Genomic DNA, 24,812 nt, shown 5'->3' with positions numbered 1-24,812 from the left:
ATGCCGAGCAGCAGCGCCATCAGCATGGCCGGGGCACCATAGTGGTCGGACAGGAACTGCGCGGCGATCGCCACGGCACCGGTGACCGCGAGGCCTGGCCACCAGGTCTGGACCACCGAAGGCAGGCCGTTGAAGCGTTGGGTTGCGGCGGCGGTGTTCATCAATTCATTCCCGGTCATGGTGCTAAGGTCCTCGCCCGCCCGGCGAACGGGCAGGCGAGGGTCGTCGGCAAGTCAGGCGAGCTGCTGCGGCCGCATGTCGGACCGCTCGATGCCAGCAACCGGCACCGGCTTCTTCATCGCATCGCGGCGGAACGGCTCGCCGAGCTCCTGGTTGAGAATGACCTCGACGAAGGTCGTCACGCCTGGTCGTCGATGGTCTTGGCCCAAACGCCAATGCCTATATCTTTAGCGAGATGGAGCCTCGCGGTATCGCGCAGCAGATGAGAGCCTTGCCGGCGGTGGGCATCTCCAATGGCTCGATAGGGTAGTCCAGTTCGCCTTTCGAAAGGTCGCACTCGCAGCTGCTGCAGATACCCGCGCGGCAACTGAATGACGGATTTAGCCCCTGCGCTTCGGCGAAGTCGAGCAGACATTCGAACTTGGGATCCCATGGAACCGTAACCCCAGACTCGGTAAAGCTGACCATCGCGACATCGCCGCCATCCACTGTGGGAACGCTCTCCGCATGAGCCACGGTCTGGGCGGCCGCCTTGGGCGCCCGGATCACCGTGGCGGGCCCGAAAAACTCGTAGCGTATCCGCTCTTCCCGAACGCCCAGCGAGATCAGATGTCCGAACACGCCTTGCATGAAAGCAGGCGGGCCGCACAGATAAAAATCATAATCGTCTATCGGCAACAGCGATTGCAGCAGTTCGCGGCTGACAATGCCGGGCGCGTCGAAGTCGCGGCCTTCAACGTCACCAGCTCCCGGGGTGCGGTAGCAGAAACATGTGCGCAGATTGGGAAATTCGGCCGCCAGCGCTCGCACCTCGGCTCCTAGCGCGTGCACGCTGCCGTTTTCGCAAGCGTGGACGAAGGTGGTCGAGCGGTCTCGTTGGCGCGCCAGCGCATGCATCATCGACACTAGCGGCGTCAGGCCTACACCACCGCTCAGAAGCACGACGGGGCGGCCGGATTGCGCATCCAGCGTGAAACGCCCTTCCGGTCCGCGTGCTACCAGCACATCGCCCACATTCACCTCGTCGTGCAGGAGGTTCGAGACGAGACCCGGCACATGGGCGGGGTCCGTCGCCGGCTCCCGTTTGACGCTTATGCGATAGGTTCCCTTCCAGTCTGGGCTGCCGGACAGGCTGTAGTTGCGCCAGACTATCACGCCGGGAGCCGGACCAGCCATTTTGAACGTCAGGAACTGCCCCGGGGTGAACGGCGGCAGCGGTTCGTCGTCGGCGGCCTCAAGATAGAACGAGGTAATGACCCCGTTTTCCGGAACTTTGCGGACGACTCTGTATGATCGCGGCGTGGTGAAAGAAACGGCGCTATCCATCTTCAATTCACGCAACTGCCGAGGCCGCTTCGCGTTCCTTGTCGATCAGGTTCTGCAGCCCCTTGCGGAAACGCAGCGATCCGGCATCGAGAGCCAGGTCCAGATAAGGGGTTGTGCGGTTGGCCATGCCGGCATGGACAGCTTCCAGGATCAGGCGGTCTTCCTCGAAAGCGTTGCGGGCACCTTCCGCGACACGCGCGGTGATCTCGGGATTGTTCGGGTCGGTGTTGCGGTTCTGCATCCAATTATAGACCGTCCGGCCTTCATCGGCGGGCGTCAAAAAATGGTAGGACACCATGACGTAGGCATTGGCGGGGAGGTTGTTGTCGTCGCCGCCAGTGCCGGCGGGCGTGAACACGGACTTATTGATGGCGACCGAAGGGTAGCGAACTTCGTAATGCTGTAACCGATCGCACGGTCCCTCGAACTGAACCAGCGGCTGATAATAGGGCGGCACCTCGCAGCCGCGCATCCAGCGCGAGACGATGACGCCGTCATCCTTGATCTTGATCTCGAGGGGCGTGTTCTCCGTGCCGGAGGCGGCAAAGGAGGTGACATGCACCCAGGCGACGTGAGAGGGATCGAGCAGATTGTCGGTCAGGAAGAGGTAGTTGCAGTTGCAGCTCAGGGTGCCGCCACGGCTCAGTCCCCAACTCGGATTGTCATAGTTTTCCAGGTGGAAGATCGTGCTTTCGTCGGCCTTTTCCGGCTCGCCCATCCAGATCCACAGCAGACCCCAGCGGTCAGCGACCGGATAACCCCGCACCTTTGCGGTCGAGGGCACGCGCGACTGGGTCGGCGCATCAACACACATGCCGCCGCGGCCAAAGGTCAGTCCGTGATAGCCACAGACGACATGGTTGCCTCGCAAGCTTCCTGCCGACAGCGGCAATTTGCGGTGCGGGCACGCATCCTCGAGCGCAACCGGCGTCCCGTCTTCCTCGCGGTAGAGGACGATCTTTTCACCGAGGATGGTGAGCGGCGTGAGATGACGCGCCACTTCGTCGCTTCGTGTTGCCACATACCAGGTATTGCGCAGATACATAATTTGCATTCTCCCGAAAATGCGGACCTTCCAATCTTAAATACAGTATGTCTTTAAGGTGGGCTGACTTACAATACAAAATCCCTCATGTTCAGATGAGCAGAATTCATATGGAAATATTACAAATAGAGAATCGCAAGCTGCGTCGCTTAGATCGATAATTTATGTCAAAAGCTCTCTAGAAAACTTTTATAGTCACAAATCCCGTCGGAAATTGCCGCATCCAGAAGCATAAGGCCTTGTTGCGGCGTCGCCAGCCCGGATTCGGAACCGACGCGGCCGTCCGGAAAATGCTGCCGATGCTGATGGGCATCGGCATGGTTGTCGCCCGCATGCTCGCGCAGATAGGACGTCGAAAGCCTGGCCACATTTGTCGGAGGGGCCGCCTTCACATGCTCCGGGAAAAGAGCTTGCGTGACTGCGATCTCGCTCGGGGTCGCATGCATGCCCTCGCCGTCGTCATAGAACTCGCGGCGAAGCGTGTCGACCGTCGGGAATTCCCACCAGCTGCGGAAGAAAAAGCGAATCGACCTTTGGCCGCCGTCTTCCCCGTAACTTCGCTCGGCCTGCAGGTCCTGGCAGGCCGCTCGTAACGGACCTAGATTGCCGCCATGTCCGTTCAGGAAATAGAAATGTTCAAAGCCGTGTTTGGCGAGTGAGCGGACATAGTCAGTGACCAAAGCCATCAGCGTCGTCGATCGCACGGAAATCGTGCCCGGAAATGCCAGATTGAAGGGAGCCACGCCAAAGCTGATGGTCGGTCCGACCAGGATTTCGCCTTCGCTTGCCATGCGGCGCGCGATCGCCTCGGCGCAGAGCGCGTCGGTGCCAATGAGGCCGTTGGGACCATGCTGCTCGATCGAGCCAAGCGGAATGACGATGCCTTTGCTACGGTCGAGATAGGCTTCGACTTCATTCCAGGTGGAGAAGATAAGTTCCATGGCAGAGCCCGTTCTCAATTGGGTGACGGGGTGGCATGCAGTGCCCCCCGTCCCGGTCGACCGACCGATTTATTTCGCCTGCAGCCACTTTTTGTCGAGCTGCTCGAAGTAGCCCTGCATTTTCTTGACCGTGATCCAGTTGTTCAGATAATTCAGCCAGATCTGATCGCCCTGGGCGACCATGAAGCTGGCGGGCCGCTTGCTGCGCGCCCCGTCGACGGGAACGATGCTTAGCTCCGGGTAGCGTTGCACGAGCGCGGCGGCGTCGACATTGCTGGTGATAGTCACATCGGCGCGACCCGACAGCACCTCCTGAAAGCCCAGCGCCGGCGCCTCGACCTGCTTGAGCGTTGCCGTCTTGAAGTAGTCCTTGGATTGCGTGTCGAAGACAGTGCCGAGTGTGGTGGCAACTGTCACGCCATCCTTGTCGATGTCTTCCCAGCTCTTAAACTTCTCGGAATCGGCCTTACGCGCGACGGGTACTGTGCCGAATTCCAGGTATGGCTGCGTGAAGCCGGCAACCTTGGCGCGGTCGAGGCTGAGCGATACACCGGACATCACGAGGTCATATTTGTCAGCGGCGATGCCGTTGATCAGTGTCTTCCACTCAGCTGGCGCCAGCTCAAGCTTCACGCCGAGATCCTTGGCCAGTTCGTTGGCCGCATCGATGTCGTGACCGACATAGCCTTGCGTGGCGATATCGCGTGCACTGATCGGTGGGAAGTCGCCTGTCGTCCCTACCCGCAACACCCCGTCTTCCAGAATCTTGTCGAGCCGCGACGTCTCCTGTGCGGTGGCGGTGCGGATACCCAGAAAGGCCATGCTCGCCATGGCAATGGCCAACATCAGTTTTTTGTGCATGTTCATTGTTCTGTTCCCCTTTTTTGACTGTTATTCTGCTGCCGCTCTGCCGGCAGCAATCGTTGTCGTCATGCTAAGCGGGCTTGGCCGCGCCGACTGCGTCTGCACTGTAGGGCCGAGCACCGTCCCGGGCCGACATCCGCCGCTCCAAGCGCCGGACCAGCCAAGACGCGAGCAGGATAAGCGCCAGATATTCCAGGACCAGGAAACTGTAGACCTCGAGCGGCCGGTACTCGGTCGTGATCAGTTCGTTGGCGCGCCGGGTAAGTTCCGTCAGCCCGATCACGGACAGCAGCGACGACGTCTTGAGCATGTAGACGAATTGGTTGCCGAGCGGCGGCAGTACTCGCAATATCGCTTGCGGCATGATGATGTAGCGGAACTTGTCTAAATAGTTGAGGCCGAGGGCATCGGCCGCCTCGTGCTGGCCCCGGTCGATCGACTGGATACCGGCCCGGAAAATTTCGGCTTGGAAGGCGCTATCGCATAGCGCCAGCGCCAGAACGCCGGCGGTGAATGCACTCGGGCTCAGATTGAAGACGATGGGCAGTCCGTAATAGACCCACAGCACCATCACCAGCATCGGGACCGAACGCAGGACTTCGACATAGGCCCGCCCGAAACCACGCAGAAAGCGGTTCGGCGAAAGCACTGCCAGCGACACAAGCAGACCGACAACCACCGACAGCGTGATCGCGCAGAGCGCGACGGCCACGGTATGGCCCAATCCGCTGACCAGGAAAAGCAGGTTTTCACGGCCCTTTTCGAGGTTGGGCGAAATCACATACCAGCCCCAGGTATAGGTACCACCGCACCCGCTGAGCAGCAGCGAAAGTGGAAGCAAGAGAGCAAGGCTTCTGAACCAGCTGAACATCGATGCCACCTTCAATGCGAGAGAATTTGGCTGAGGAAGAGCTTGGCCCGCTCCGTGCTCGGCGCAGCGAAGAATTCGGCCGTCGGCGCGACTTCGACGATCTCGCCATGGTCCATGAAGACCATCTTGTCGGCGACCTGCCGCGCGAAGCCCATTTCATGGGTGACGCAGATCATGGTCATTCCGTCGCGTGCCAGTTCTGCTATGACGTCGAGCACCTCGCTGATCATTTCCGGATCTAGTGCGGATGTGGGCTCGTCGAACAGCAAAGTCTTAGGCTTCATGCAAAGCGCGCGCGCGATCGCCACGCGCTGCTGCTGGCCGCCGGATAGTTGCGCCGGATAGCGGTCGGCCTTTTCGGCGATCCTCACTCGCCGCAGATACTGCATGGCTACGTCGCGAGCTTCCTGTTTCGATGTCTTGCGGACACGCATCGGGGCAAGCATCAGGTTTTCCAGCACTGTCATGTGCGGAAACAGGTTGAACTGCTGAAATACCATCCCGACTTCCTGCCTGACGGCTGCCAAGCTTCGAACCTCGTCATTGAGTTCGATGCCTTCGACAAGGATTTGACCGCCGTCGTGCTTTTCCAGCCGGTTGATGCAGCGGATCATCGTCGACTTGCCTGAACCGGAAGGGCCGCAGACGATGACCTTCTCACCGCGCTCGACCTGGAAGCAGATGTCCTTCAGTGCATGAAATGCACCGAACTGCTTGTTAACATTGCGCAACTCCACCATTGGCTGGTGTGGCTCATAGGTGTGGGTACTCATCAGACAATCCTCGTTTCGGAATAGATGCTGGCGTTGGAACTTGCCTCTCCGGTGCCAGTCCAGCCGAAACGGGCCAACAGAGCGCGCGCGTTGTGGAAACGGATCAGTTGTTTTTCATCGTCAGCGATCGCGGCCTGATCGATGGCGTGAAGCGCGTCGGTCGGCTGGAAAATCGGATAGTCGCTGCCGAACATGATTCGATCCGCACCGATCGTCTTGACCGCCATCTCTACAGCACGAGGTCCCAGCGACGCGCAGTCGTAATGCATCAATCGAAGACGGTCGCGCTCGAAGCGCCGGTCAAGCGCTCGGGAGCGCGTGACCGCTTCGAGCCGTTCGACGATGAAGGGCAAGGTCCCGCCCAAATTGACGAGTTGCACCGCAACGTTGGGGTGATCATCAAGCAAGGTGCCCATCAACAAGGTCATGCCCATCTGGGAAATAGATGCCTGTAGCGAAAGCACAGACGCGCGATAGACCGAATTGTCGGCAAATGGATGCGGTGGTACGCCGCCTGGAATGAGCCCCGGATGGACGAGCAACAGCCCCCCCAAATCGTCGGCGCTACGGAAGAGCGGCCGCAATTGCTCCGCGCTTTCGGTGCCAAGAAAGAAGTCGCCTGGAAGAATCGCGCCGGGAAGGCCCAGTTCCAGGCGAATGCGGCGAAATTCTTCCACAGCGGACGGAATATCGCTCAGCGGCAGGCCCGCCAGTCCGCAGAAACGTCCATGCGATCTACGGCACAAGTCGGCCAGATGGTCGTTGAAGTGCCGGATAGGGCGCGCCACTTCTTCCAGTGGCATCACGTCCACACCGAGCGCGCCGGGAAACGTCATGAGTTGAGCCTGAATGCCAACGGCGTTCATGTAATCGATCCTGGCTTGTGGCGCGATATAGCCGTCCGACATAACCGTGTTGGCGGTCATGGCATGCAGGATGGAGCGACCCTTAGCATCGGTCGAGACATAAGGCCGAGCGCTGCGTGTGCGTAGGCTGTCGGCCAACCCGCCATAGAAATGCGAGTGCATGTCGATTGCGGTTCTATGCATGGTAAGTTCCCAGGAGCGTGCCGAGCGTGCCTCGGGTAGTGGCTGCCTCGGCGAGCAGCCATTCGCGAAAGTTCCGGATTTTTGGGACTTTGAGCGCCTGCGGTGGACAGACGAAATAATACGCATATCCGGTAGGAACGGCGGGCCCGAAAGGACGCACAAGCCTTCCACTCACCAAATCGTCGATGACAAGCGGCGATCGGCCAAGACAGACGCCGAAACCGGCGACAGCTGCATGAATCGACAGGTTCGATTGGCTATAATGCCGCCCCTTCTCTGCCGAGATTTCTGGGTGGCCGGCTGCATCCAGCCAGGCACGCCAGCCTGGAACCGTCTGCAGCAGCGGCCAGATGTCATCATGGATGAGGATGTGACGCGGGAGATCGGAAGGCTGCGCCAGCGGCGACAGATGCGTGTCAGCATAGCTGGCGCTACAGACGGGAAACATCTCCTCACCGAATAGTCGATCGACGTGAAGGCCAGGGTATTCGCCGGTTCCATAGCGCAACGCGACCATCGCCTCGCCGGAGTCGAAATCGGCCAGGTTGGCGGTTGTCACGATGGAGAGCTCGACGCCCGAGTTCGTCTCGTCGAAATTGATCAGGCGCGGAAACAGCCATTGTATCGCGAAGCCGGGAAGAATGCTGACGGTGAGGGCCGGCCCGGAATCGTTGCGCCGGACGGCGTTGATCGCTCCGGCGATGCGCGACAGGCCGTCGTGGATGGCCGATCCCAGGACTTCGCCCCGCGCCAGCACGACCGTGCCGGTGGTATCGCGTCGAAACAGGATGACGCCGAGTGTTTCCTCGACAAGGCGGATGTTGTGGCTCACGGCACTTTGGGTGAGGCCCAGTTCGTTCGCCGCCTGGGTCACACTGCCAAGTCGCGCGACCGCTTCTACGGCACAGAGCGCGGACAAGGGGGGCAGTCGTCGAAAGCGCGGTGGCGTCATGAGCAGAGCTAATCACTCGTCAGGGGCTACGATGGCGTGATACCCACCATATGTCTCTGAAATAGCGTCGTCTATAAGCCGCCCTTCAAGTTGCATATGAAACATGCTCATGAGCTGATGCACACTGTTCAGGCATCAAATCCTGGCTCTTCGCGACTGGCCGGGGGTGCCCCGCCGGGCTCACTCGACCGCTTAGGAGCGGTGCTCGAGAAACGCAAACAGCAGCGACAGGCTGTAGCAGATGATGAAGTAGAGCCCGCCGGCGAATAGCAGGACCTCGAACACCTTTTGTGTCGACACCTGGATTTCCTGCGCCACAAATGTCAATTCCTGCACCGACACCAGCGAAACCAGCGACGAATCCTTGATCATCTGGATGAACTGCCCGGCCAATGGCGGCAACACGTTGCGAAGCGCCTGAGGCAGAACGATCAGACGCATGATCTGCAGGCGCGACAGGCCGAGGCTTCTGCCTGCCTCGATCTGGCTGGTCGGGACTGACTGAATGCCCGCGCGAACAATCTCGGTCACATAGGCGCCGGTGAAGAATGCCAGGCAGACCAGTCCAGCGACAAAATTCTCAATCTGCTGGGCGGGAGCGAAGAAGATCGATACCCAGTACTGGACAGTCGGGCTTGCGCGATCCATGGCAGAGGACAGTCCCAGCATCGGCAGAACTTGGCTGCCGACGAAGAACACCACGATGAAGACGAACACCAGCGGCGGCACATTGCGCACGAGCAGGACGTAGGCGCCACTGACGAGGCGCGGGAACAGTCGGTCGCTGCAGCGTGCCATACCCATCACCAGGCCGACCAGCGCCGCCAGCAGGATGCCCCATACCGAAAGCCGTATCGTCGTGAACAAGCCTTCGAGAAGGACATTGGGGACCCAATGCCCTGTCTCGGGATCGGTCTTCAGCAGATAGCTGGCGACGACGCCCCAGTCCCATTTGTAGTGCAGCACCGTGTTGACGCGCGACACCGTGTAGGAGGCGGCGCTTGCGACCATGACCAGCAGCAGCCAGTCAAGCCACCCCAATGCGGGGCGGCTACGCTTGGTCGTCATCGCGGCGGTAGCGCCTTGCATGCTGGTCATGATGTTTCGTCCCAAGCGTCAGTTCTGCGGCTCCGATGCTTATTCGGACACTTTGTCCGCCCAGTCCCGCGTACGGAACCAGTAGTCATGACGCTCCTTCAGCCAGCCGCCTGCATTCTCCTTAGCGATCCAAGCGTCCAGGGTGGCGATCGTTTCCGGGTCGCCCTTGCGCAGCGCCATGCCTTCGCTGCCCGAAAGCAGATATTCCTTGGTCGGCTGGAACAGCCTTTCCGAGTTGCGAAGTGTGTAAAATGTCGGTGCCGGCTCGCTCGATACAGACGCATGGGCGCTGCCGTTGATCACTTCCTGGAAGGCGGTGGCGGTATCATCGAACTGGCGAAGCGTGGCTTTCGGGAAACGCTTTTGGATTTCCTGGCACGCCATAATGCCGCGCTTGCAGGTGAAGGTGACATCGGCGCTGTTGTAGCCTTCCGGCCATTCGCGCCCGACATTGAGTTCTTTGTTTGCCGCCACGCCTACGCCCGAATGCGAATAGGGTTCGGTGAAGTCAACACTTTGCTGGCGCTCCGGCGTGATGCTCAGGCCGCCGACGATGACGTCAAGCTTGCCAGCGTTGAGCGCCGGTATGATGCCATCCCACGCGGTTGGTGCCAGCTCGAGCTGAACGCCGAGATCAGTCGCCAGCTTGTTGGCCACATCGATCTCGAAACCGATCCAGTTTCCTTCTTTGTCCCGCATCGCCCACGGCACAAAACTCGCCATGCCGACGATCACCTTGCCGCGCTCCTTGATCTGCTGGATGAGCTTGCCCTGCCCTTCCGCCATTGCTGTTCCCAACTGTGTGGTCAAGACAGCAAGTGCGACTGCGAGACCCTTGATCGATATTGCCGTTTTCATGCCTCATTCCCCCTTTTTTGTTTTCATAACGTTCACTTCCCAACCAGCTTGAAGCGCCTCTCGAGCCAGATTGCGACCAGTGACAGCGCGATGGTGATCACGAGATACATGATCGCCACGGTCAGCCAGATTTCAAAGCTCATGAACGTGTCGGCCGCGATCGTTCGGGCCTCCGTCGTGAGGTCGAAAATGGCTATTACGCTGACGATCGAAGAGTGCTTGACCAGATTGACCAACACGCCCGCCATAGGCGGGATGACGAGCGGCATGGTTTGCGGCAGGATGATGCTGCTATAGGTGGTGTAGCTGCTCAGCCCAAGGCTCTTGGAGGCCTCCCATTGACCACGCGGGATCGATTGGATGGCGCCGCGGATGATCTCTGCGGCGAACGTCCCTTCATAGAGCGCAAGCGTAAGGATGCCGCACCAAAGACGCGGAATTTCCAGGACGCGTCCGATGATAAAGTAGAAGATCAGAACCTGCAGCAGCAGCGGCGTGTTGCGGATGATCTCGATATACGCCTTGGCCAGAAACCGACCGACAATGCTGTCAGAGAGGCGCAACAGGGCTGTCGCTACTCCGAGCGGCAAGGTGAGCACGATCGCCAGCGCCGCGATCTGCAAGGTGATCAAGAGGCCCTTGATCAATGGCCCCCAGATGATCTCGCCGTCGATGATGCGCCAGAAGTAGGGCGGAACGCGCTCCCACTGCCACGTGTAGCCCATCGCGCCTGCGCCGCGAGCGACCAGCCACACGACGACCACGAGGAAGGCGATGAACCCGATGATATCAATGACATTGGCATGTCGACGAAAAAAGCTGCCTTGGCGCACCGGCAAGGGCGGCGCCATTCGTTGAGCTGTTTCGACCTCAAGCGTTGACATTGCAGCTCATGTCCTTTGCAAGATCTTTTGCTCCGAGCGTTCCGCTGCCACGCGCATTTTTGGACTGTGGAGCACCGCCTAAAACGCGTCCGTCTCGTCGCCATGAAGTCGAGCTGAAGGCTGGGCCTGAACAACGACAACCAGTGGCGACAACGAGCGCATGGTCAACCCCACCGCATGAAGACAAGTCGCGAAATTGCGGGCACGGTGCCGTCGAAGCGCGCTTGCTGTCTATGAAAAACCACTTCATACCCCATGAGCCACATCAATGACCGACCGCCTGTTTCTTAATGCCGGCCATCCGGCGAATGACGGGCGTTGCAACTGCCTGTCACTGAAGCGTGCAAGCCGCTCTGGAACTGGATCGCCATTGCGCGTCATGCGCGCAAGCATCAACGCGGCATCAAAGTCAGCGATCGACCAACTGTCGAACAGCTGCGTCGCGCCTTCGGGCAGCAAGCGTTCGATCGCGTTCACAAGCTTGGCGGCAGCGAACTGGGCCTCTGCGTCAAGCGGTTCAACCACTGACGGACGGAAGATTGTGTCGGACGGCCGCTGCTTGCGAAGGGCGAGAAGGTCGCTGCGTAGCCACGCTTGCAACTGCCTCGCCTGCGTCCGTTGGCGGGAGTCGACCGGAAACAAGGGCGCGCCCGCGACGGCCTCGTCGAGATACTCGGCAATTGCCGACGACTCCGATACCGAAAAGCCGTCATGGGCGAGGGTCGGAACCCGGCTGGTCAACGATAAGTCGGCATATTCGCGGACCCGCTGCGCCCCCGATTTCAGATCGACCGTGACAAGGTCGAACGCCATGGCCTTTTCGTTCAACGCGACAAAGGCCGACATCGCGGCAGGGCTAAAATACTCCAGATCGACGTAGAGGATTGTTGACAAGACCTCACCACGAATTGTCAGAAACGACAGCGAGCTGCTCTACACAGATTGGAACGATCTGCTGCGAGCCTCAACTTGGGCGGCAGACAAGTCGACCCAACGCCGACACTAGCGTCTGCGGCACCGCTCCCCAATATCTATCTGTTAAACGCTGGCATTAGCCTACCTTAAGATAGGTGCGAGCTGTGCAGCTTGCTCGGCGAATAGCCAATCGTGAAAACGTCGGATGCGATCATGCTTGATCGCCCCGTGTGGGCAGACGAACCAATAGGAGAAATTGGACGATGCGACGCCGGGCAGCGGCTGTAAGAGGCTACCGCTCAGCAGCGCATCTACCACCAGCGGCTCTCGTCCGAGCGCCACGCCCTGACCCTGGATCGCCGCCTGAACCACCATATTGGCCTGGCTGAAGTGACGGATACGGGCGGGGTTTGGAAGCAACTGGCCAGTCTGCTCCGCCCAGAAAGCCCAGGTCGGCGGTTCACCGCCGATATCGGCAAGCTCATCCAGCAAGAACGTATGCTGACGCAGATCGTCGACGCTCCTCAGCGGCGGCCCGTCTCTCAGCAATGAAGGCGAGCAGACAGGGAAGACCCGTTCGCCCATCAGGCGCTCCACATGCAGGCCGGGATGGTTGCCCATGCCGTAGAGAATGGCGACGTCGGCCTGTCCGTCGATGAAGCTCGCGGAAGACGGGCTCGTCGAGATCGACAGGGGCGTGTCCGGGCATATCTGGTCGAATTTCATCAGCCGCGGGAACAGCCAATTGACCGCAAATCCCGGCGGGCAGGACACGGTGATCGCACGATCAACGTGCTTCGCCTGACGCAGCATCTCGCACAGGACCGCTATCTGGCCTACTCCCTGCGCAATCGCGTCGGCAAGCAACTGGCCTTCCTTGGTCGCGACCGTGGCGCGGGGGCCTCGTACCAGAAGTTTCCGCCCGATCCATTGCTCCAAAGCCTTGACGTGCTGGCTGACCGCACTTTGCGTCGCACCAAGCTCTTCAGCGGCCCGAACAAAGCTGCGCAACCGTGCAACGGCTTCGAAATTGCGCAATGCGGCAAAGGGAAGGTTCGGCAGCATATTAGATGTCCTAATGCCAAGGGTTATGAAACTCAAATTGTTTCCCAAGGCCATTTCGACATAACAGACATCATTCTTGAGGAGTCTGTTATCCACAATGCAGATCGATCCGTTCGCCGTCGCACGGGGCGCGAGCAACCTCCTGACCAACGCTGCTGGCGTCGATGCCGGCGACCGCCTGCTGATCGTGCATGAGGACCCAAGGCTCGACTATTATGATTCGGAAATGGTCGCAGCCGTGGCGGCCGAAGGACGGCGCATGGGGGCCGTCGTTTCCTTTCATCAAGTTGCCTTCGAGCCGCTTTCGGCAGCCATTCCGGTCGATCTTCAAGCGGCGTTGAGGACGGCCGACAAGGTCATCTTTCTCGCGCGCATCGGCGACCAAATGCGCTTTGCCGATATGGGAGTTTCTGCCACGGTCGTCGTCTCCTACGCGCTCGACAGTCATGGGCTGGGCTCGCCCTTCGGCACCGCCGATCACCGGGCGTTCGTTGAGCTCAAATCCGCGATCGACGAGGTCCTGGCCAATGCGCGCACCATCCATGTCACTTGCCCTGCAGGCACCGATTTCCGTGGGCCCGGCAGTGGTCCGGCTGGCCGGACCATGGCGGTCGGCATTTCACGTTTTCCGATGCCGGTTTTCACGCCACTGCCCGCTGCCGGCTTTGCCGGCACCGTCGCCTTGCCCGGCTTTTTGGTGGGGACGGGTTCAATGTATTACCAGCCTTACGGCGTTGAATATTCCGGCGCATTATTCGCGCATTTCGTGGCCGGCCGGTTGACCCATTTTTCGGGAGACGTCGCAGCCGTGCACCTGGCTGAGGCGCACTACCAATATATCGCCGACACTTTTGCCATTGATGAGCGCTGTGTTCATTCTTGGCATGCAGGAATTCATCCAGGCTGCGAGTTCTTCGGGACAGCATCGGCAAGTTACGAGAAATGGAGCGGCTCGGCCTTCGGCAATCCCCGGCTGCTGCATTTTCATACCTGCGGCGACTACGCGCCGGGAGAGATTTCGTGGAACGTCATCGATCCGACAATCACCATCGACGGGTCTGCAATTTGGCAGAGCGGCCATCTCAATCCAATGCTGGTGCCCGGCGGCGGGGAGATACTTGCGAAATACCCTTCGGCCAAGGCGGCCTTCGACCTCCCGGGGCAAAACATCGGTGTTATTCGCGCCAGAAGCTAACCAAGAGAGCAAGTGCCGGGACGATCGCAGTCAGCCCTAGGGCGATCACCGCATCTTCCCGATGCGCTTGCGCGGCCACCTCGAACCGCAAGAAGCACCGACAATCATCAAACCCATGGCAGCAAAGCGCGTTACTCTCAATCTGCTGGGTCGCGCGCTTTAAGATACCAACCCATGCCACCCCCGACAAACCGCGCCGCGACGCAGGCCCGCTGCTTCGCATCTGGCGAGCGTTCCGCCGCGCTTGGGAGGCGTAGTCATGTACGGCACCCTTACGCCTCTCGAGCTCGGTGCTGCTCGTCCAATCGCGCCAGCGCCGCCCGTAGGACTATCGCGCCATTGCTGGGCTAGGACGCATGTCTGACTTGGGGCCGGTAGCCGTCAGTCCGCTGTTGGGCACAAGGCGTTACCACTTGCCATCCATTGCCTGCCACTAGCCGAGCGTGCTGCTATCTATTTCCTTTCGGCAAGGATAGCCGCTTGGATTGCTGGCAAGGGTGCCGGCTGTTCACCGCAATGAACCAGCACTATGGGTTCAATAGCCCGAGCATCGGCGATTGGCACCCGCACCAATGCCTTGCCATCGTAGCTCGTGGTTCCGGCCGGATTGGCATAGCTGATGCCCACGCCTTCGCCATTAGCCGCCAGACTTCGCAACACCTCGATAGATGCGGCTCGATGAGCGACATGTGGTGTCACCCCAGCTACCCGGAAAAGACCGAGCATGTGTCGTATCGACAGTCCTTGATCCGACAGTATCAAGGATCGGTCAGCGAGATCGGCAAGGAAGACCTCTTTCTGTACCGCCAGTGGATCGGTGGGCTGGAACCACGCTTGTGGAGATACCTCAGCATATAATGTCCTGTGAAAACTGGCATCAAGGCCGAGATCATAGGTCAGGGCCACATCTATGTCGCCCGACAGCACGGCCTCTGTCAGTACTTCGAAGGTGGCTACTTTCGTCTGTATCTCCACATCAGGAAACTTCATTCGTAGCAGCTTCAGCAACGGAGCCAGATAGCCAGGCGCCAGGTCCTCAAAAACACCGAGTGCGACCCGCCCGAGGCGCCGCTGCCGGAGCCCTTCGGGGTTCTCGATGCGCGCAGCGTCTGTCAGGAGCGCCTCCGCATCTGCAAGAAACAGTCGTCCAAAGCCCGTAAGCGTCACCGGGGCACCTTTTCGGCGCAGGAAGAGCTTCTGCTTGAGATGGTCCTCGACCTGAGTGATGGCCACCGATAGTGCAGGCTGCGAGACATTTACCTGTTGTGCAGCCACCGTCAGGCTCCCGGCACGGGCAACTGCCACCACGTATTCCAGTTGTCTCAATGAGAGATATAACATGAAGCTATATTATGCTTCTCAACATATTATTGGAACTTAAAAATTATCCCCGGCATGCTGCTCTCATCGGCCAGCAGGGAGACCAAAAATGCCTCACCCACTCATCACTCAAGAGCAGATCGATACTTATCAGCGCGACGGCGTCGTACTGGTGAAAGGCCTGTTTCGGGACCATGTGGAAGCCTTGCGAAAAGGCATCGAGACCAACATGGCCGAACCCGGCGAGTACGCAGCGGAAAACCTCAAGGCCGGTGAAGGAGGCCGCTTCTTCGATGACTATTGCAACTGGCAGCGCATCCCCGAATTCGAGGAAGTCATCCGCGCCTCGCCTGCCGCATTGGTTGCCGCCGATCTAATGCAATCGGGCAGCGTGCAGGTCTTCCATGACCATGTGCTCGTCAAGGAACCGGGCACATCGAAGCCTACTCCCTGGCATCAAGATTCGCCGTACTATTTCGTCGAGGGCGAACAGACGATCAGCTTCTGGTCCCCGCTCGACCCGGTCAAGGAGGCCTCGCTGCGCTGCGTGGCTGGCTCGCATCTTTGGGAGAAGCCCGTGTTGCCGACGCGCTGGCTGTCGGAGCAGAATTTCTATCCCGACGCCGACACCTATATGCCTGTGCCTGACCCAGATGTTGAGAGCATGACGATCACGGAATGGGAGATGGAGCCCGGCGACGCAGTTGCCTTCAACTACAAGACTCTCCATGGCGCCCGCGGCAACCAGACCCAGTCACGCCGGCGAGCATTTTCGCTCAGGCTTCTTGGCGACGATGCTCGGTATGTCGAACGGCCGGGCCGCACCTCTCCACCCTTCCCCGGACATGGAATGAAGCCCGGCGAAAAGCTTCGCGAAGACTGGTTTCCGGTCATCCTCCAGCGTTGACCCGCCGACTCCGCTGCTCGGTACCTTGGAGAGCTCCAAGGTACCGATATCTTATGCTCCCGTTCTGACTCATGCCCAGCGTTGCTGGGGGTTGAAATCCACAGAGAGGCGGGCCATCCGGTGCTCGCCAAGGGGGCTCAGCACAGGCGCTGCTCGGGCAGGAGCAGCGCCTGTGCTTGGGTCATCGCACCGGATGGCCTGCCGCGCGCCGGTCAGGAGGGAACCAGCGCGCCAACTCGTTCAGCATTGGCCTCTGCCTCACGCAAGGCTGATCGTTTGCCGCGGTGTAGGTCCTTGGCGAAGACGCATGCTGCGTCATGTCCAGGGGACAGCTTGAAGGTTGGCGGCACCTGCTTCTTGCAGTCATCAACCGCCATCGGGCAGCGAGTTCGGAATCGACAGCCTGACGGCGGATTGGTCGGGCTTGGAACCTCGCCGACCATCAACGGTGCCTTGCGCAGCCGTTCAGCAATGGGGTTGGCTTCCGGAACCGACGCCAGCAACATCTGCGAGTATGGATGGCTTGGATGATCGTAGAGTTCCTGCGACGGTCCATGCTCCACGATCTTGCCGAGATACATGACGTAAACGCGTGATGCTGCCTGGCGGACCAGCTCCAGGTCGTGGGCAATGAACAGGCAGGCCACGCCGAGGTCCTTCTGCAGGCGCAGGAACAGGTTCATCACCTGTGCCCGGATCGACAGATCGAGCGCGCTGACCGGTTCGTCGCAGATCAGTACCCGCGGGTTGACCGCAAGGGAACGAGCGATGGCCACGCGCTGGCGCTGGCCACCGGAAAGTTCGCGGGTGTGGCGGCCCTTGACCACTTCCGCCAGTCCGACCTGATCAAGGAGTTCCTTGGTCCGGCGCGCGCGGTCTGCAGGCGACTTGACCCCATCAATCTGCAAGGCCTCGTCGATCGCCTCACCCACCGTCTGTCGATCGTTCAAGGACGAATAGGGATCCTGGAAAACGTACTGCAACGCCCGGCGGCTGTCGCGCAACGCTGACCCGGAAAGCGTGCTGAGATCGACGCCGTTGAGCAATACCCGCCCCGAGGTAGCCTTTTCCAGGCCGACGATGGTGCGGCCAAGCGTCGACTTCCCGCAACCGGACTCCCCGACGAGACCGACGATTTCACCCGGATAGAGTTCGACGGACACGTCGTCCACCGCATGGACGAACTTGCCCCGTTGAACGCTCTTGAAGCGCGTCTGCAGGTTCTCGACTTTCAGAATAGGCCCGTGCGTCATGCTGCTGCCCTTCCTTGATTGACGACAGGGCAGGCCACGACGACCGAACTGTCGACTGACTGCACCAGTGGGGGACGGCTTCCTGTGCAAGCCGGGATGGCGAGGTCGCATCTCGGCGCGAACGCGCAGCCCTTGATGGGCGCACCAAGCGTTGGCGGAATGCCCGGAAGTCCCCGGAACTCCGAGCCAATGGGGTCCTCCCGCCTTGGGATCGCGTTGATCAGCCCCCTCGTGTATGGATGGCGAGGCGTGACCAGCACCTTGTCGACGGGACCTCGCTCCGCAGTTCGGGCGGCGTACATGACAACAATGTTGTCCGCCGCTCCCGCGACCACGCCCATGTCATGCGTGATCAGCACCATCGCCATGTTAAGCCGCTTCTGCAGGTCCTTGAGCAGGCGCAGGATCTGGGCCTGGACGGTCACGTCGAGCGCGGTCGTCGGCTCGTCGGCGATCAGCAGTTTCGGCTCGCCGGCCAAGGCCGTGGCAATGACGATGCGTTGCCTGAGGCCGCCTGACAGTTCGTGCGGATACTGGCGCAGCCGGGCAGCCGGATCGGAGATGCCGACGAGCTTGACCAGTTCCAGCGCCCGCGCCTCTGCCGCGCGGGGCGTCATGTTCAGGTGAAGTTCCGCCATCTCGGCGATCTGCCGCCCGATGCGCCGCACGGGATTGAGAGCGCTCATCGGGTCCTGGAAGATGAACCCGATCGACTTGCCCCGGATGTGCTGGAGTTCGGGCTCGGACAGACCGATCAGTTCGTGGCCGTCGAACCGGACCGATCCGGATAGTTGGGTCGTCACGCCCGTCGGCATCAGGCCGAGCGGGGCGAAATTCATCACGGTCTTGCCGCTGCCGCTTTCACCGACGATGGCAAGGCATTCGCCCTGGCGGACGGTGTAGCTTACTCCGTCGACCGGACGAATTGCAGATTTGGCGGTCAGCAGGTCGACGGTCAGATTGCTGACGCTGAGAAGCGGTTCGTCATGCATCGGAATTCTCCTTGCTCCAACCGGCGACTTCGGTCCGCCGCATAGCGAGCATGCGCCGGGTAAGCGGCCTTGGCACACGATTGAGCGCAATGGCTTCGCCGAGGATGTTGAAGCCGATGACGGCGGCCGTCAGGGCGAGGCCCGGCAGGATGACCTGGCGCGGATCGGATTCGAGATAGGGCAAGGCATCGACAAGCATCTGCCCCCATTCCGGTGTTGGCGGCTGGATGCCCAGGCCGAGGAAGCTGAGAGTCGCGACAGCCAGGGCGGCAGTGCCGGCATCTGCCGTCGCATAGACCATGACCGCGCCGATGGTGCCGGGCAGCAGGTGACCGAAGTAGATGCGCCAGGGACTGGCACCTAGCACGCGTAGCGCCTCGATGTGCGGCTTGCTCATGATGCTGACGGCGACCGCGCGGCTGATGCGGCCGCTCATAGGCCACCATGCAAGGGCGAGTGCTAGCACCATGGTCCAGTACCCCGGACCGACGATGCCGATGACGGCAAGGGCCGTGATCAGGCTCGGGATGGACAGGCCGACATCGACCACACGCATCAGAAGGTCATCGACCCATCCCCGATGATAGCCGGCGATCGTGCCCATCAGGATGCCGATCGTCATCGCGATGATCAGCACCGAGCCGACGCTGACCAGCGAGGTGTTGGCGGCGAGGATCAGCCGGCTGAGCGTGTCGCGTCCGAGGTGATCCGTGCCCAGCCAATGGGCAACGCTCGGACCCTGGCTTGCCGTCAGAAGGTTCTGCGCGCTGGGATCCTGCGGGGCGAGCCAGGGGGCGAAGGTTCCCAGGGCAACGAACAGGCCGATGACGATCAGCGCTATGCGGGGGAACTTGTTCAGCTGGGCGAGAATTGGCTTGAGTTTGTTCATGATCAGCTCCATTGGCGCCGGATGCGGGGATCGGTCATGAGGACCGCAAGGTCGACGATCAGGTTCACCACGATGAAGAAGGAGAGGAAGATCAGCAGGCATGCCTGGACGACCATGAAGTCGCGAAAACGCACGCCGGCGAGGAAGTAGTCGCCAACGCCCTGCCAGGCAAAGAGCGGCTCGACGATGATCCCGGTGGCCGTCATCAGTCCCACCTGGGTGCCAAGCGCATTGATGAACACAGGCGTGATGTTCGGCAGCGCCTCGCGAAACAGGATGGCGGTGCGCCCGAGGCCCTTGCTCTTGGCTGTCAGCACGTAAGGGCTGGTCATGGCTTCCTCCAGTCCGACGCGCACGACGCGGCTGAGCACGGCTGCCGGCAGCACCGCAACGGTGAGCCATGGCAGCACCCAGCTGATTGGGCCGTTGAAGCCGAAGGACGGGAACAGCTGGAAGGTGACGGAGAAGCCGTAGATCATCAGCGCCCCGACGAAGAAAGTCGGTGTCGACGCACCGATGAGCGCCAGACCGCGCGAAACGCGGTCCGGCAGTTTGTAGGGCCAGAAGGCACCGAGGAAGCCGAGAAGCAGGCTGAGCAGGGTCGCAATGACGGCGCTGCCGGCGATCAGCGTCCCTGTAACCATCATGCGCTGCGGCAAGTCGGCACTGACCGCCTGACCCGTCCTGTAGGAGATGCCGAAATCACCGGTGACGGCATCACCAAGCCAATCCACGTAGCGCATCAGCAGTGGCTTGTTCAGTCCTATCTCTTCTTCGACCTGAGCAACGTAGCCTGGGACGGCAACCGCGCCACGCAGTTCTGCAATCAGGACAGCGACGTTGCCGGGGGCCGATACGACGAGCGTGAAGCAGACCACGGAAGCCAGAAACAACAGGACCAGGGAATGCTTCAGCCTCTTGCTGATGAAGTGGATCAAGGCAGCCTCCCGTTACTCAGCCAGCACGATTTTTTCGTACGGCATGTCGTATTCGGTGACCGGGCTGTTGAAACCCTGGACACGCTTGGAGTGCGCCCAGATGCTGGGGACGTAGACCAGCGGCGCGATGGCGTCGTTGTCGTAGAGCCAGTCGTAGACCTTCTGGATCGTCGGCTCGATCTGGTCTCCGGTCGCCGCCGTCGCCGCATTGATCAGCGGATCGAGATTGACCGGGTCGGTGACCAGCTTGCCCTCAACATCGTTCTTGAAGGTCGACAGGCAGAGCGCCACGATCGATCCGAACGGATCATAGGGAGCGCCATAGGTGAGGAAGAAGCCGAGATCGTACTTCTGCTCCAGCATATCGGTATGCTTGGACGCATGGTCGACGGAACGAACGACCAGGTCGATGCCAATCTCCTTCATCTCCGACTGGATCACCTCGGCGATCAGGCGCGAGCCGGGAATGGCATCGGGGCTGACGACCAGCTCCAAAGTCAACGGCTTGCCATCCTTGGAACGAACGGGGCTACCCGTCCAGCCAGCCTTCTCCAGCAGTGCCGAAGCGGCAGCCACGTCGCGGACCGGGGCCTCGTGCTGCTTGCCGGCATAGGGCAGCGCGCTTGAGAAGATATTGCCGGCTGGCTTGGCGTATCCGTGATAGAGCGCCTGCGAGATGGCCGCCCGGTCGATGCCGATGCTGATCGCCTTGCGAACCTGCTGATCCTTGAGCGGTTCCGCACGCTCAGGATTGAAGGCCATCACCAGCGAAACGTTGCCCGGGTCAATGGCGACGTTGAAGCCTGCGGCCTCGAGCTGCTTGCCCTCCTCCGGCGTAAGCGGCGCGATCCAGAAGCCGCCGATCAGGTCGATCTCGCCGGCGCGCAGTGCCGCGACACGTGACCGCGGATCCGGGATGACCTTGGCTTCAAGCCGCTCGTATGATGGCATGTCGCCCCAATAACCTTCGTGGTGCTCGAAGACACTCTGGGTGTCGTCGGCGCTGACCTGGCGCCATGGCCCGGTGCCGACCGGCTCGCCGAACTTGCCGTCTGCACCGACGGACTTCGGGCTCAGGAAGCGGACCGGGCGGGTGTAGGAGAGCTCCTGCATCAGCGCCAGGACAGGCTCCTTGAAATGCAGGGTGATGTGATAGTCGTCGACCACGTCGAGCGATTCAAAATACTTTGAGCAGTTCATCCAGCTGAACTGTTCCTTGCCCAGCCAGCGGTCGAGATTCCATTTGCAGGATTCGGCATTGAACGGGGTGCCGTCCTGGAAGGTCACGCCCTGACGAAGCGTGAGCTGGAGGGTCTTGCCGCCGTCCTCGATCTTCCAGTCGGTCGCAAGGCACGGCTCGATCTGACCACCCTTGCCGTACTTGACGAGCGGCTCGAACATCAAATCCTGGATGGCCCAGATGGCGTAGTGGCTCTGCGGATCGAGATTTCCGGCGGGTTTGGCGATGGCGACGCGGAGTGTGCCTGCCGCACCCTCTGCATACGCGATTTTGGCGAATGCCGCCTCGGCTACAACCATGCCGATGGCAGCTGTCGAAACCTGCAAAAATGCACGCCTATTCAATGACATAGGGATACTCCTCTCGTCGCTTTTTGGTTCCCAGCGCCTTGTACGTGCCGTTACGGCAGACGCGTTTTATGTATAGACATATTAGAAGTGGCATGTATACAATTATGTGTCAATACGGGAGACGATTTTGTAATTTTATGTCGACAATCATGTATTCAATGTAGGTTTGCAGCCGCCAAAACTGCCCTGGTTGGCGCACGTCACGCGAAGTCGCTGAAGGGTTCAGCGCGATCCAAAACCGCCTCAGAGGCAAGGGGAAGAAATGAAGATCAAGCTGATAAATCCGAACACTACCGCATCGATGACGGAGCTCATGGGAAGCGCTGCTCGAGCAGTTGCTGCTCCAGGCACTGAGATTGTGCTCGCGACTTCACGATCGGGAGCAGTGTCGATTGAAGGACACTACGACGAGGCGCTCAGCGTCCTCGGAACGGTTGACCAGCTACTGGAGGGAGATCCCGCCGATGCCTACGTGATCGGCTGCTTCGGCGACCCCGGTCTACTTGCCGCAAGGGAGATTGCGGCCGCGCCAGTCCTTGGCATCGCGGAAGCCGCCATGCATGCAGCGACATTCGTCTCGACGAGCTTTTCGATCGTGACGACACTTGAGAGGACTCGCGTCATCTCGGAACAGCTTGTGCGAAACTACGGCATGGAACGTCACTGCCGTCGGGTCCGGGCGACAGACGTGGCAGTTCTTGAGCTTGAGAAGCCCGACTCTTGCGCACGTGCGATCATTCTAGGCGAATGCGAAGAGGCGCTTCGAGACGATAAGTCGGAAGCGATCGTGCTTGGTTGCGCCGGCATGGCTGACCTTGCGAAAGCTCTTGAGCAGCACCTCGGAGTTCCCGTTATCGATGGTGTCGCCGCTGCCGTGAAATTCGCCGAGGCACTCGTCGGAATGAGACTACGCACCTCCAAAGTCGGCGACTTGGCCTATCCCTTGCCGAAACCATATCTCGGGAAGCTTGCTGGCTACGCCCCAGCTAAGTTGTTTCCGACTAGCTCTCCATCCCAGCCGACAGAACGCCTTGCGATTTCAGGATAGACACCATGAAATTCGATTTCGAAGAACTTCCAGAGCAGGATCGCTACCGCCTGCTTAGCAACTTTGTCGGCCCACGGCCCATCGCGCTCGTTACCACAGTTGACGAGCATGGTTGCAACAACGCTGCTCCGATGAGTTTCTTCAACGTATTCTCACACGACCCCCCGCTACTGATCCTCGGCATGCAGTCTCGCCCAGACGGCACCCCAAAGGACACGGTGGCCAACATCAGACGCGCGGGCGAGTTTGTGGTTCACATGGTGGACATGGCAATCGCGAAGCAGATGATCATCACCGGCATCAACTTCCCTAGCGATGTGGACGAGATCGCATTCGCGGGCCTGACCAGCATTCCGTCGACCAAGGTGGGCGCATCTCTTATCAAGGAGTCGCCCTGCGCCATGGAATGCCGCGCGTCTCAGATTTTGGATTACGGCCGCCGCGTCATTGTGATCGGCGAGGTCGTGCAGATGCATGTCCATGACGACTGTATAGATGAGAACGGCCGCTACGTGCGCCCGGAGGTCTATCAGCCAATCGCTCGCCTGCACGCCGACAACTACATCGTTGCCGACAATCAATTCGAACTGAAAAAGCCCAGCGATCTTTTGCAGCTCGAAGCTTGGGCGGTTAGTGGCCCTAATCGATAAGATCAGAACTATCCCCGATACCAAAGGCTGTCGACAGCGCGGACTGGCACACTGCTTCAACGGGAAGTTCGGGGCCGAAAACGGTCTGTTCGAAACGTCCGACAAGTCGATCTTTCAGCCCGTGGTGGATTGTTCATGGCGATTGACCGCTTTCGGGATCGAGGCAGGTGCGTGCCAACCATTCACGGGTCTCAGCCGCCACGTCCGCTTCTGCGCGAAGGCAAAGTTTGCCTGATGAAGCTTGACGGGCGGTCCGCTCAAGCAAGCACTTTCCGTTCAACCGGACCGGCCCAACTAGGGCAGCGAGCCGTTGCCTGACGCGTTCCCCAAGAAATGGTGGCGTTGCACTCGGAATCTCCACGGAATGCCACTGGGTATTTGCATGCGAAACGGTACAGCGGGCCGAATGTTCGGCTACGGAAAGACATCTCCACCATGGGGACTGATACATTGCCCCTGGAAGAATCGCCCATCCGCTGAAGCAAGGAAGACGTAAGCTGGCACATTTTCCGAAACGTCAGGGGAATGCCGCTTTTGATTGTGTTGAGAACTTCCGTGTCAAAGCTTTTGAGCAGCAGCGTGTCGATTGCTCCCGGGGCAACATTGACGTTTCGGGTCCCCACCTCAAATGCAAGCGAGCGAGTGAACCCGATGATACCCGCCTTGGCGGCAGCGTAGTGCGCTGACTGCCGCACCCTTTCAGGCAAGTTGGGAGGCCGTATTGATGATCTTGCCGTTGTTTTGAACATACATGATCGGAAGGGCCAGCCGGGTCGCAAGAAAAACGCTGCGGAGATGAACAGCGACCATCCGACCCCCAAGCATCGAGGGATAAGGATGTCATCATTCGGCCCGACGATTGCCGATGTGGCCTTAATACGACAATCGGCTCGGACGGCACCGTAGTACCGCTCTCGGACGCCTGGTCCGAGTAAGGAAAGGTCGCGGATCTGACCGTCATGCCTAGGAGGCCGGACTTTTCGTTGCCCACGTCCCCGTACGCAACAGCCTCATGTCAAATGCCATTCGATTCTAAGTGTTTTTTTGCCAGTACCGGTCCGTGGCTGATTTGGGTCGATCGGTGCCGCGTTCCGAGCTTGAGCCCATCAGGAATGAAAATCAGTCCTCACTATCCCCATGGCGATAGGAGATGATCGACAGGAACCTTATCGGCAGCTTTGTCAGCTGCTCGGGGCCGTGTGGCGTGTC

Annotated in this window: 26 protein-coding genes and 1 pseudogene; 4 read left to right on the top strand and 23 right to left on the bottom strand. The window is 60.0% G+C overall.

The window, feature by feature from the left end:
• Positions 1-233 precede the first annotated feature (233 nt).
• The 14 genes from GGR00_RS28560 to GGR00_RS27520 all read right to left on the bottom strand — a co-directional run bounded on the left by GGR00_RS28560 (position 234) and on the right by GGR00_RS27520 (position 12,821).
• On the bottom strand, positions 234-362 hold the full coding sequence (locus tag GGR00_RS28560; protein ID WP_281389345.1) for a hypothetical protein: 129 nt from the start codon (positions 360-362) through the stop codon (positions 234-236).
• Between the two features lie 37 nt (positions 363-399).
• Positions 400-1,521, bottom strand: a complete 1,122-nt coding sequence (locus tag GGR00_RS27580; protein ID WP_246441715.1) for a 2Fe-2S iron-sulfur cluster-binding protein — start codon at positions 1,519-1,521, stop codon at positions 400-402.
• On the bottom strand, positions 1,514-2,551 hold the full coding sequence (locus GGR00_RS27575) for an aromatic ring-hydroxylating dioxygenase subunit alpha (protein WP_184702689.1): 1,038 nt from the start codon (positions 2,549-2,551) through the stop codon (positions 1,514-1,516). Before GGR00_RS27575 ends, GGR00_RS27580 begins: the two co-directional genes overlap by 8 nt.
• Before the next feature lie 167 nt (positions 2,552-2,718).
• Positions 2,719-3,492 carry a creatininase family protein gene (locus GGR00_RS27570; protein ID WP_184702687.1) on the bottom strand — a complete coding sequence of 258 codons (774 nt, stop codon included), beginning with the start codon at positions 3,490-3,492 and terminating at the stop codon, positions 2,719-2,721.
• A 69-nt stretch (positions 3,493-3,561) separates the two neighbouring features.
• A complete protein-coding gene (locus GGR00_RS27565) occupies positions 3,562-4,359 on the bottom strand; it encodes a transporter substrate-binding domain-containing protein (RefSeq protein ID WP_210315154.1) in 798 nt (265 codons plus the stop codon).
• A 67-nt stretch (positions 4,360-4,426) separates the two neighbouring features.
• On the bottom strand, positions 4,427-5,227 hold the full coding sequence (locus GGR00_RS27560) for an amino acid ABC transporter permease (RefSeq protein WP_184702685.1): 801 nt from the start codon (positions 5,225-5,227) through the stop codon (positions 4,427-4,429).
• An 11-nt stretch (positions 5,228-5,238) separates the two neighbouring features.
• Positions 5,239-6,000, bottom strand: coding sequence for an amino acid ABC transporter ATP-binding protein (locus tag GGR00_RS27555; RefSeq protein WP_281389344.1), 762 nt, complete (start codon positions 5,998-6,000; stop codon positions 5,239-5,241).
• Positions 6,000-7,049, bottom strand: a complete 1,050-nt coding sequence (locus GGR00_RS27550; protein ID WP_184702683.1) for an amidohydrolase family protein — start codon at positions 7,047-7,049, stop codon at positions 6,000-6,002. Before GGR00_RS27550 ends, GGR00_RS27555 begins: the two co-directional genes overlap by 1 nt.
• The gene (locus GGR00_RS27545; RefSeq protein ID WP_184702682.1) at positions 7,042-7,968 is read right to left on the bottom strand and encodes a LysR substrate-binding domain-containing protein; all 927 of its coding nucleotides are present in this window, start codon (positions 7,966-7,968) and stop codon (positions 7,042-7,044) included. Before GGR00_RS27545 ends, GGR00_RS27550 begins: the two co-directional genes overlap by 8 nt.
• 225 nt (positions 7,969-8,193) lie before the next feature.
• Positions 8,194-9,099: an amino acid ABC transporter permease gene (locus tag GGR00_RS27540; protein WP_210315153.1), complete on the bottom strand. Its 906-nt coding sequence runs from the start codon at positions 9,097-9,099 to the stop codon at positions 8,194-8,196.
• A gap of 39 nt (positions 9,100-9,138) precedes the next feature.
• Positions 9,139-9,957, bottom strand: coding sequence for a transporter substrate-binding domain-containing protein (locus GGR00_RS27535; protein ID WP_184702680.1), 819 nt, complete (start codon positions 9,955-9,957; stop codon positions 9,139-9,141).
• Positions 9,958-9,989: 32 nt separating this feature from the next.
• A complete protein-coding gene (locus GGR00_RS27530; RefSeq protein ID WP_210315152.1) occupies positions 9,990-10,841 on the bottom strand; it encodes an amino acid ABC transporter permease in 852 nt (283 codons plus the stop codon).
• A gap of 246 nt (positions 10,842-11,087) precedes the next feature.
• Positions 11,088-11,735 (bottom strand): glutathione transferase, encoded by a 648-nt coding sequence (gene yfcF / locus GGR00_RS27525; protein ID WP_210315151.1) that lies wholly within the window; start codon positions 11,733-11,735, stop codon positions 11,088-11,090.
• A gap of 162 nt (positions 11,736-11,897) precedes the next feature.
• Positions 11,898-12,821, bottom strand: coding sequence for a LysR substrate-binding domain-containing protein (locus tag GGR00_RS27520; protein ID WP_184702677.1), 924 nt, complete (start codon positions 12,819-12,821; stop codon positions 11,898-11,900).
• A gap of 97 nt (positions 12,822-12,918) precedes the next feature.
• Between GGR00_RS27520 and GGR00_RS27515 the strand changes: the two genes are divergently transcribed.
• A complete protein-coding gene (locus tag GGR00_RS27515) occupies positions 12,919-14,016 on the top strand; it encodes a hypothetical protein (RefSeq protein ID WP_184702675.1) in 1,098 nt (365 codons plus the stop codon).
• Positions 14,017-14,469: 453 nt separating this feature from the next.
• Here GGR00_RS27515 and GGR00_RS27510 read toward each other — a convergent pair whose 3' ends face one another.
• Positions 14,470-15,357: a LysR family transcriptional regulator gene (locus tag GGR00_RS27510; RefSeq protein ID WP_184702673.1), complete on the bottom strand. Its 888-nt coding sequence runs from the start codon at positions 15,355-15,357 to the stop codon at positions 14,470-14,472.
• An 88-nt stretch (positions 15,358-15,445) separates the two neighbouring features.
• Here GGR00_RS27510 and GGR00_RS27505 point away from each other — a divergent pair, with 88 nt between their 5' ends.
• Positions 15,446-16,243, top strand: coding sequence for a phytanoyl-CoA dioxygenase family protein (locus GGR00_RS27505; protein WP_184702671.1), 798 nt, complete (start codon positions 15,446-15,448; stop codon positions 16,241-16,243).
• A 212-nt stretch (positions 16,244-16,455) separates the two neighbouring features.
• Here the strand turns inward: GGR00_RS27505 and GGR00_RS27500 are convergent, their stop codons facing one another.
• The 5 genes from GGR00_RS27500 to GGR00_RS27480 are packed head-to-tail and all read right to left on the bottom strand — an operon-like array spanning position 16,456 to position 21,905.
• On the bottom strand, positions 16,456-17,496 hold the full coding sequence (locus GGR00_RS27500) for an ABC transporter ATP-binding protein (RefSeq protein ID WP_184702669.1): 1,041 nt from the start codon (positions 17,494-17,496) through the stop codon (positions 16,456-16,458).
• Positions 17,493-18,488, bottom strand: a complete 996-nt coding sequence (locus tag GGR00_RS27495; RefSeq protein ID WP_184702667.1) for an ABC transporter ATP-binding protein — start codon at positions 18,486-18,488, stop codon at positions 17,493-17,495. Before GGR00_RS27495 ends, GGR00_RS27500 begins: the two co-directional genes overlap by 4 nt.
• The gene (locus tag GGR00_RS27490) at positions 18,481-19,389 is read right to left on the bottom strand and encodes an ABC transporter permease (RefSeq protein WP_184702665.1); all 909 of its coding nucleotides are present in this window, start codon (positions 19,387-19,389) and stop codon (positions 18,481-18,483) included. The genes GGR00_RS27495 and GGR00_RS27490 overlap by 8 nt, the downstream gene beginning before the upstream one ends.
• Complete coding sequence (locus GGR00_RS27485; RefSeq protein ID WP_184702663.1) at positions 19,380-20,315, bottom strand: ABC transporter permease; 936 nt, start codon at positions 20,313-20,315, stop codon at positions 19,380-19,382. The genes GGR00_RS27490 and GGR00_RS27485 overlap by 10 nt, the downstream gene beginning before the upstream one ends.
• A 12-nt stretch (positions 20,316-20,327) precedes the next feature.
• Positions 20,328-21,905: an ABC transporter substrate-binding protein gene (locus GGR00_RS27480; protein WP_184702661.1), complete on the bottom strand. Its 1,578-nt coding sequence runs from the start codon at positions 21,903-21,905 to the stop codon at positions 20,328-20,330.
• A gap of 262 nt (positions 21,906-22,167) precedes the next feature.
• On the opposite strand from GGR00_RS27480, the gene GGR00_RS27475 reads away from it, so the two are divergent.
• Together GGR00_RS27475 and GGR00_RS27470 are read left to right on the top strand one after the other, a co-directional pair.
• Positions 22,168-22,953: an aspartate/glutamate racemase family protein gene (locus tag GGR00_RS27475; RefSeq protein WP_184702659.1), complete on the top strand. Its 786-nt coding sequence runs from the start codon at positions 22,168-22,170 to the stop codon at positions 22,951-22,953.
• Between the two features lie 5 nt (positions 22,954-22,958).
• Entirely contained in the window at positions 22,959-23,603 is a 645-nt protein-coding gene (locus GGR00_RS27470) for a flavin reductase family protein (protein WP_184702657.1), read from the top strand.
• Between the two features lie 257 nt (positions 23,604-23,860).
• Here GGR00_RS27470 and GGR00_RS28755 read toward each other — a convergent pair whose 3' ends face one another.
• From GGR00_RS28755 to GGR00_RS28745, 3 genes and pseudogenes are all read right to left on the bottom strand, one after another.
• Positions 23,861-24,352, bottom strand: a complete 492-nt coding sequence (locus tag GGR00_RS28755) for an SDR family oxidoreductase (protein WP_184702655.1) — start codon at positions 24,350-24,352, stop codon at positions 23,861-23,863.
• On the bottom strand, positions 24,303-24,413 hold the full coding sequence (locus tag GGR00_RS28750) for a hypothetical protein (protein ID WP_425488819.1): 111 nt from the start codon (positions 24,411-24,413) through the stop codon (positions 24,303-24,305). Before GGR00_RS28750 ends, GGR00_RS28755 begins: the two co-directional genes overlap by 50 nt.
• Positions 24,414-24,722: 309 nt before the next feature.
• Positions 24,723-24,812 (bottom strand): annotated as a pseudogene (locus tag GGR00_RS28745) (helix-turn-helix domain-containing protein); the annotation flags it as partial.

This window comes from Aminobacter aganoensis, assembly GCF_014206975.1.
Lineage (GTDB): Bacteria > Pseudomonadota > Alphaproteobacteria > Rhizobiales > Rhizobiaceae > Aminobacter > Aminobacter aganoensis.
This window is presented reverse-complemented; position numbering and strand designations above follow the sequence as displayed.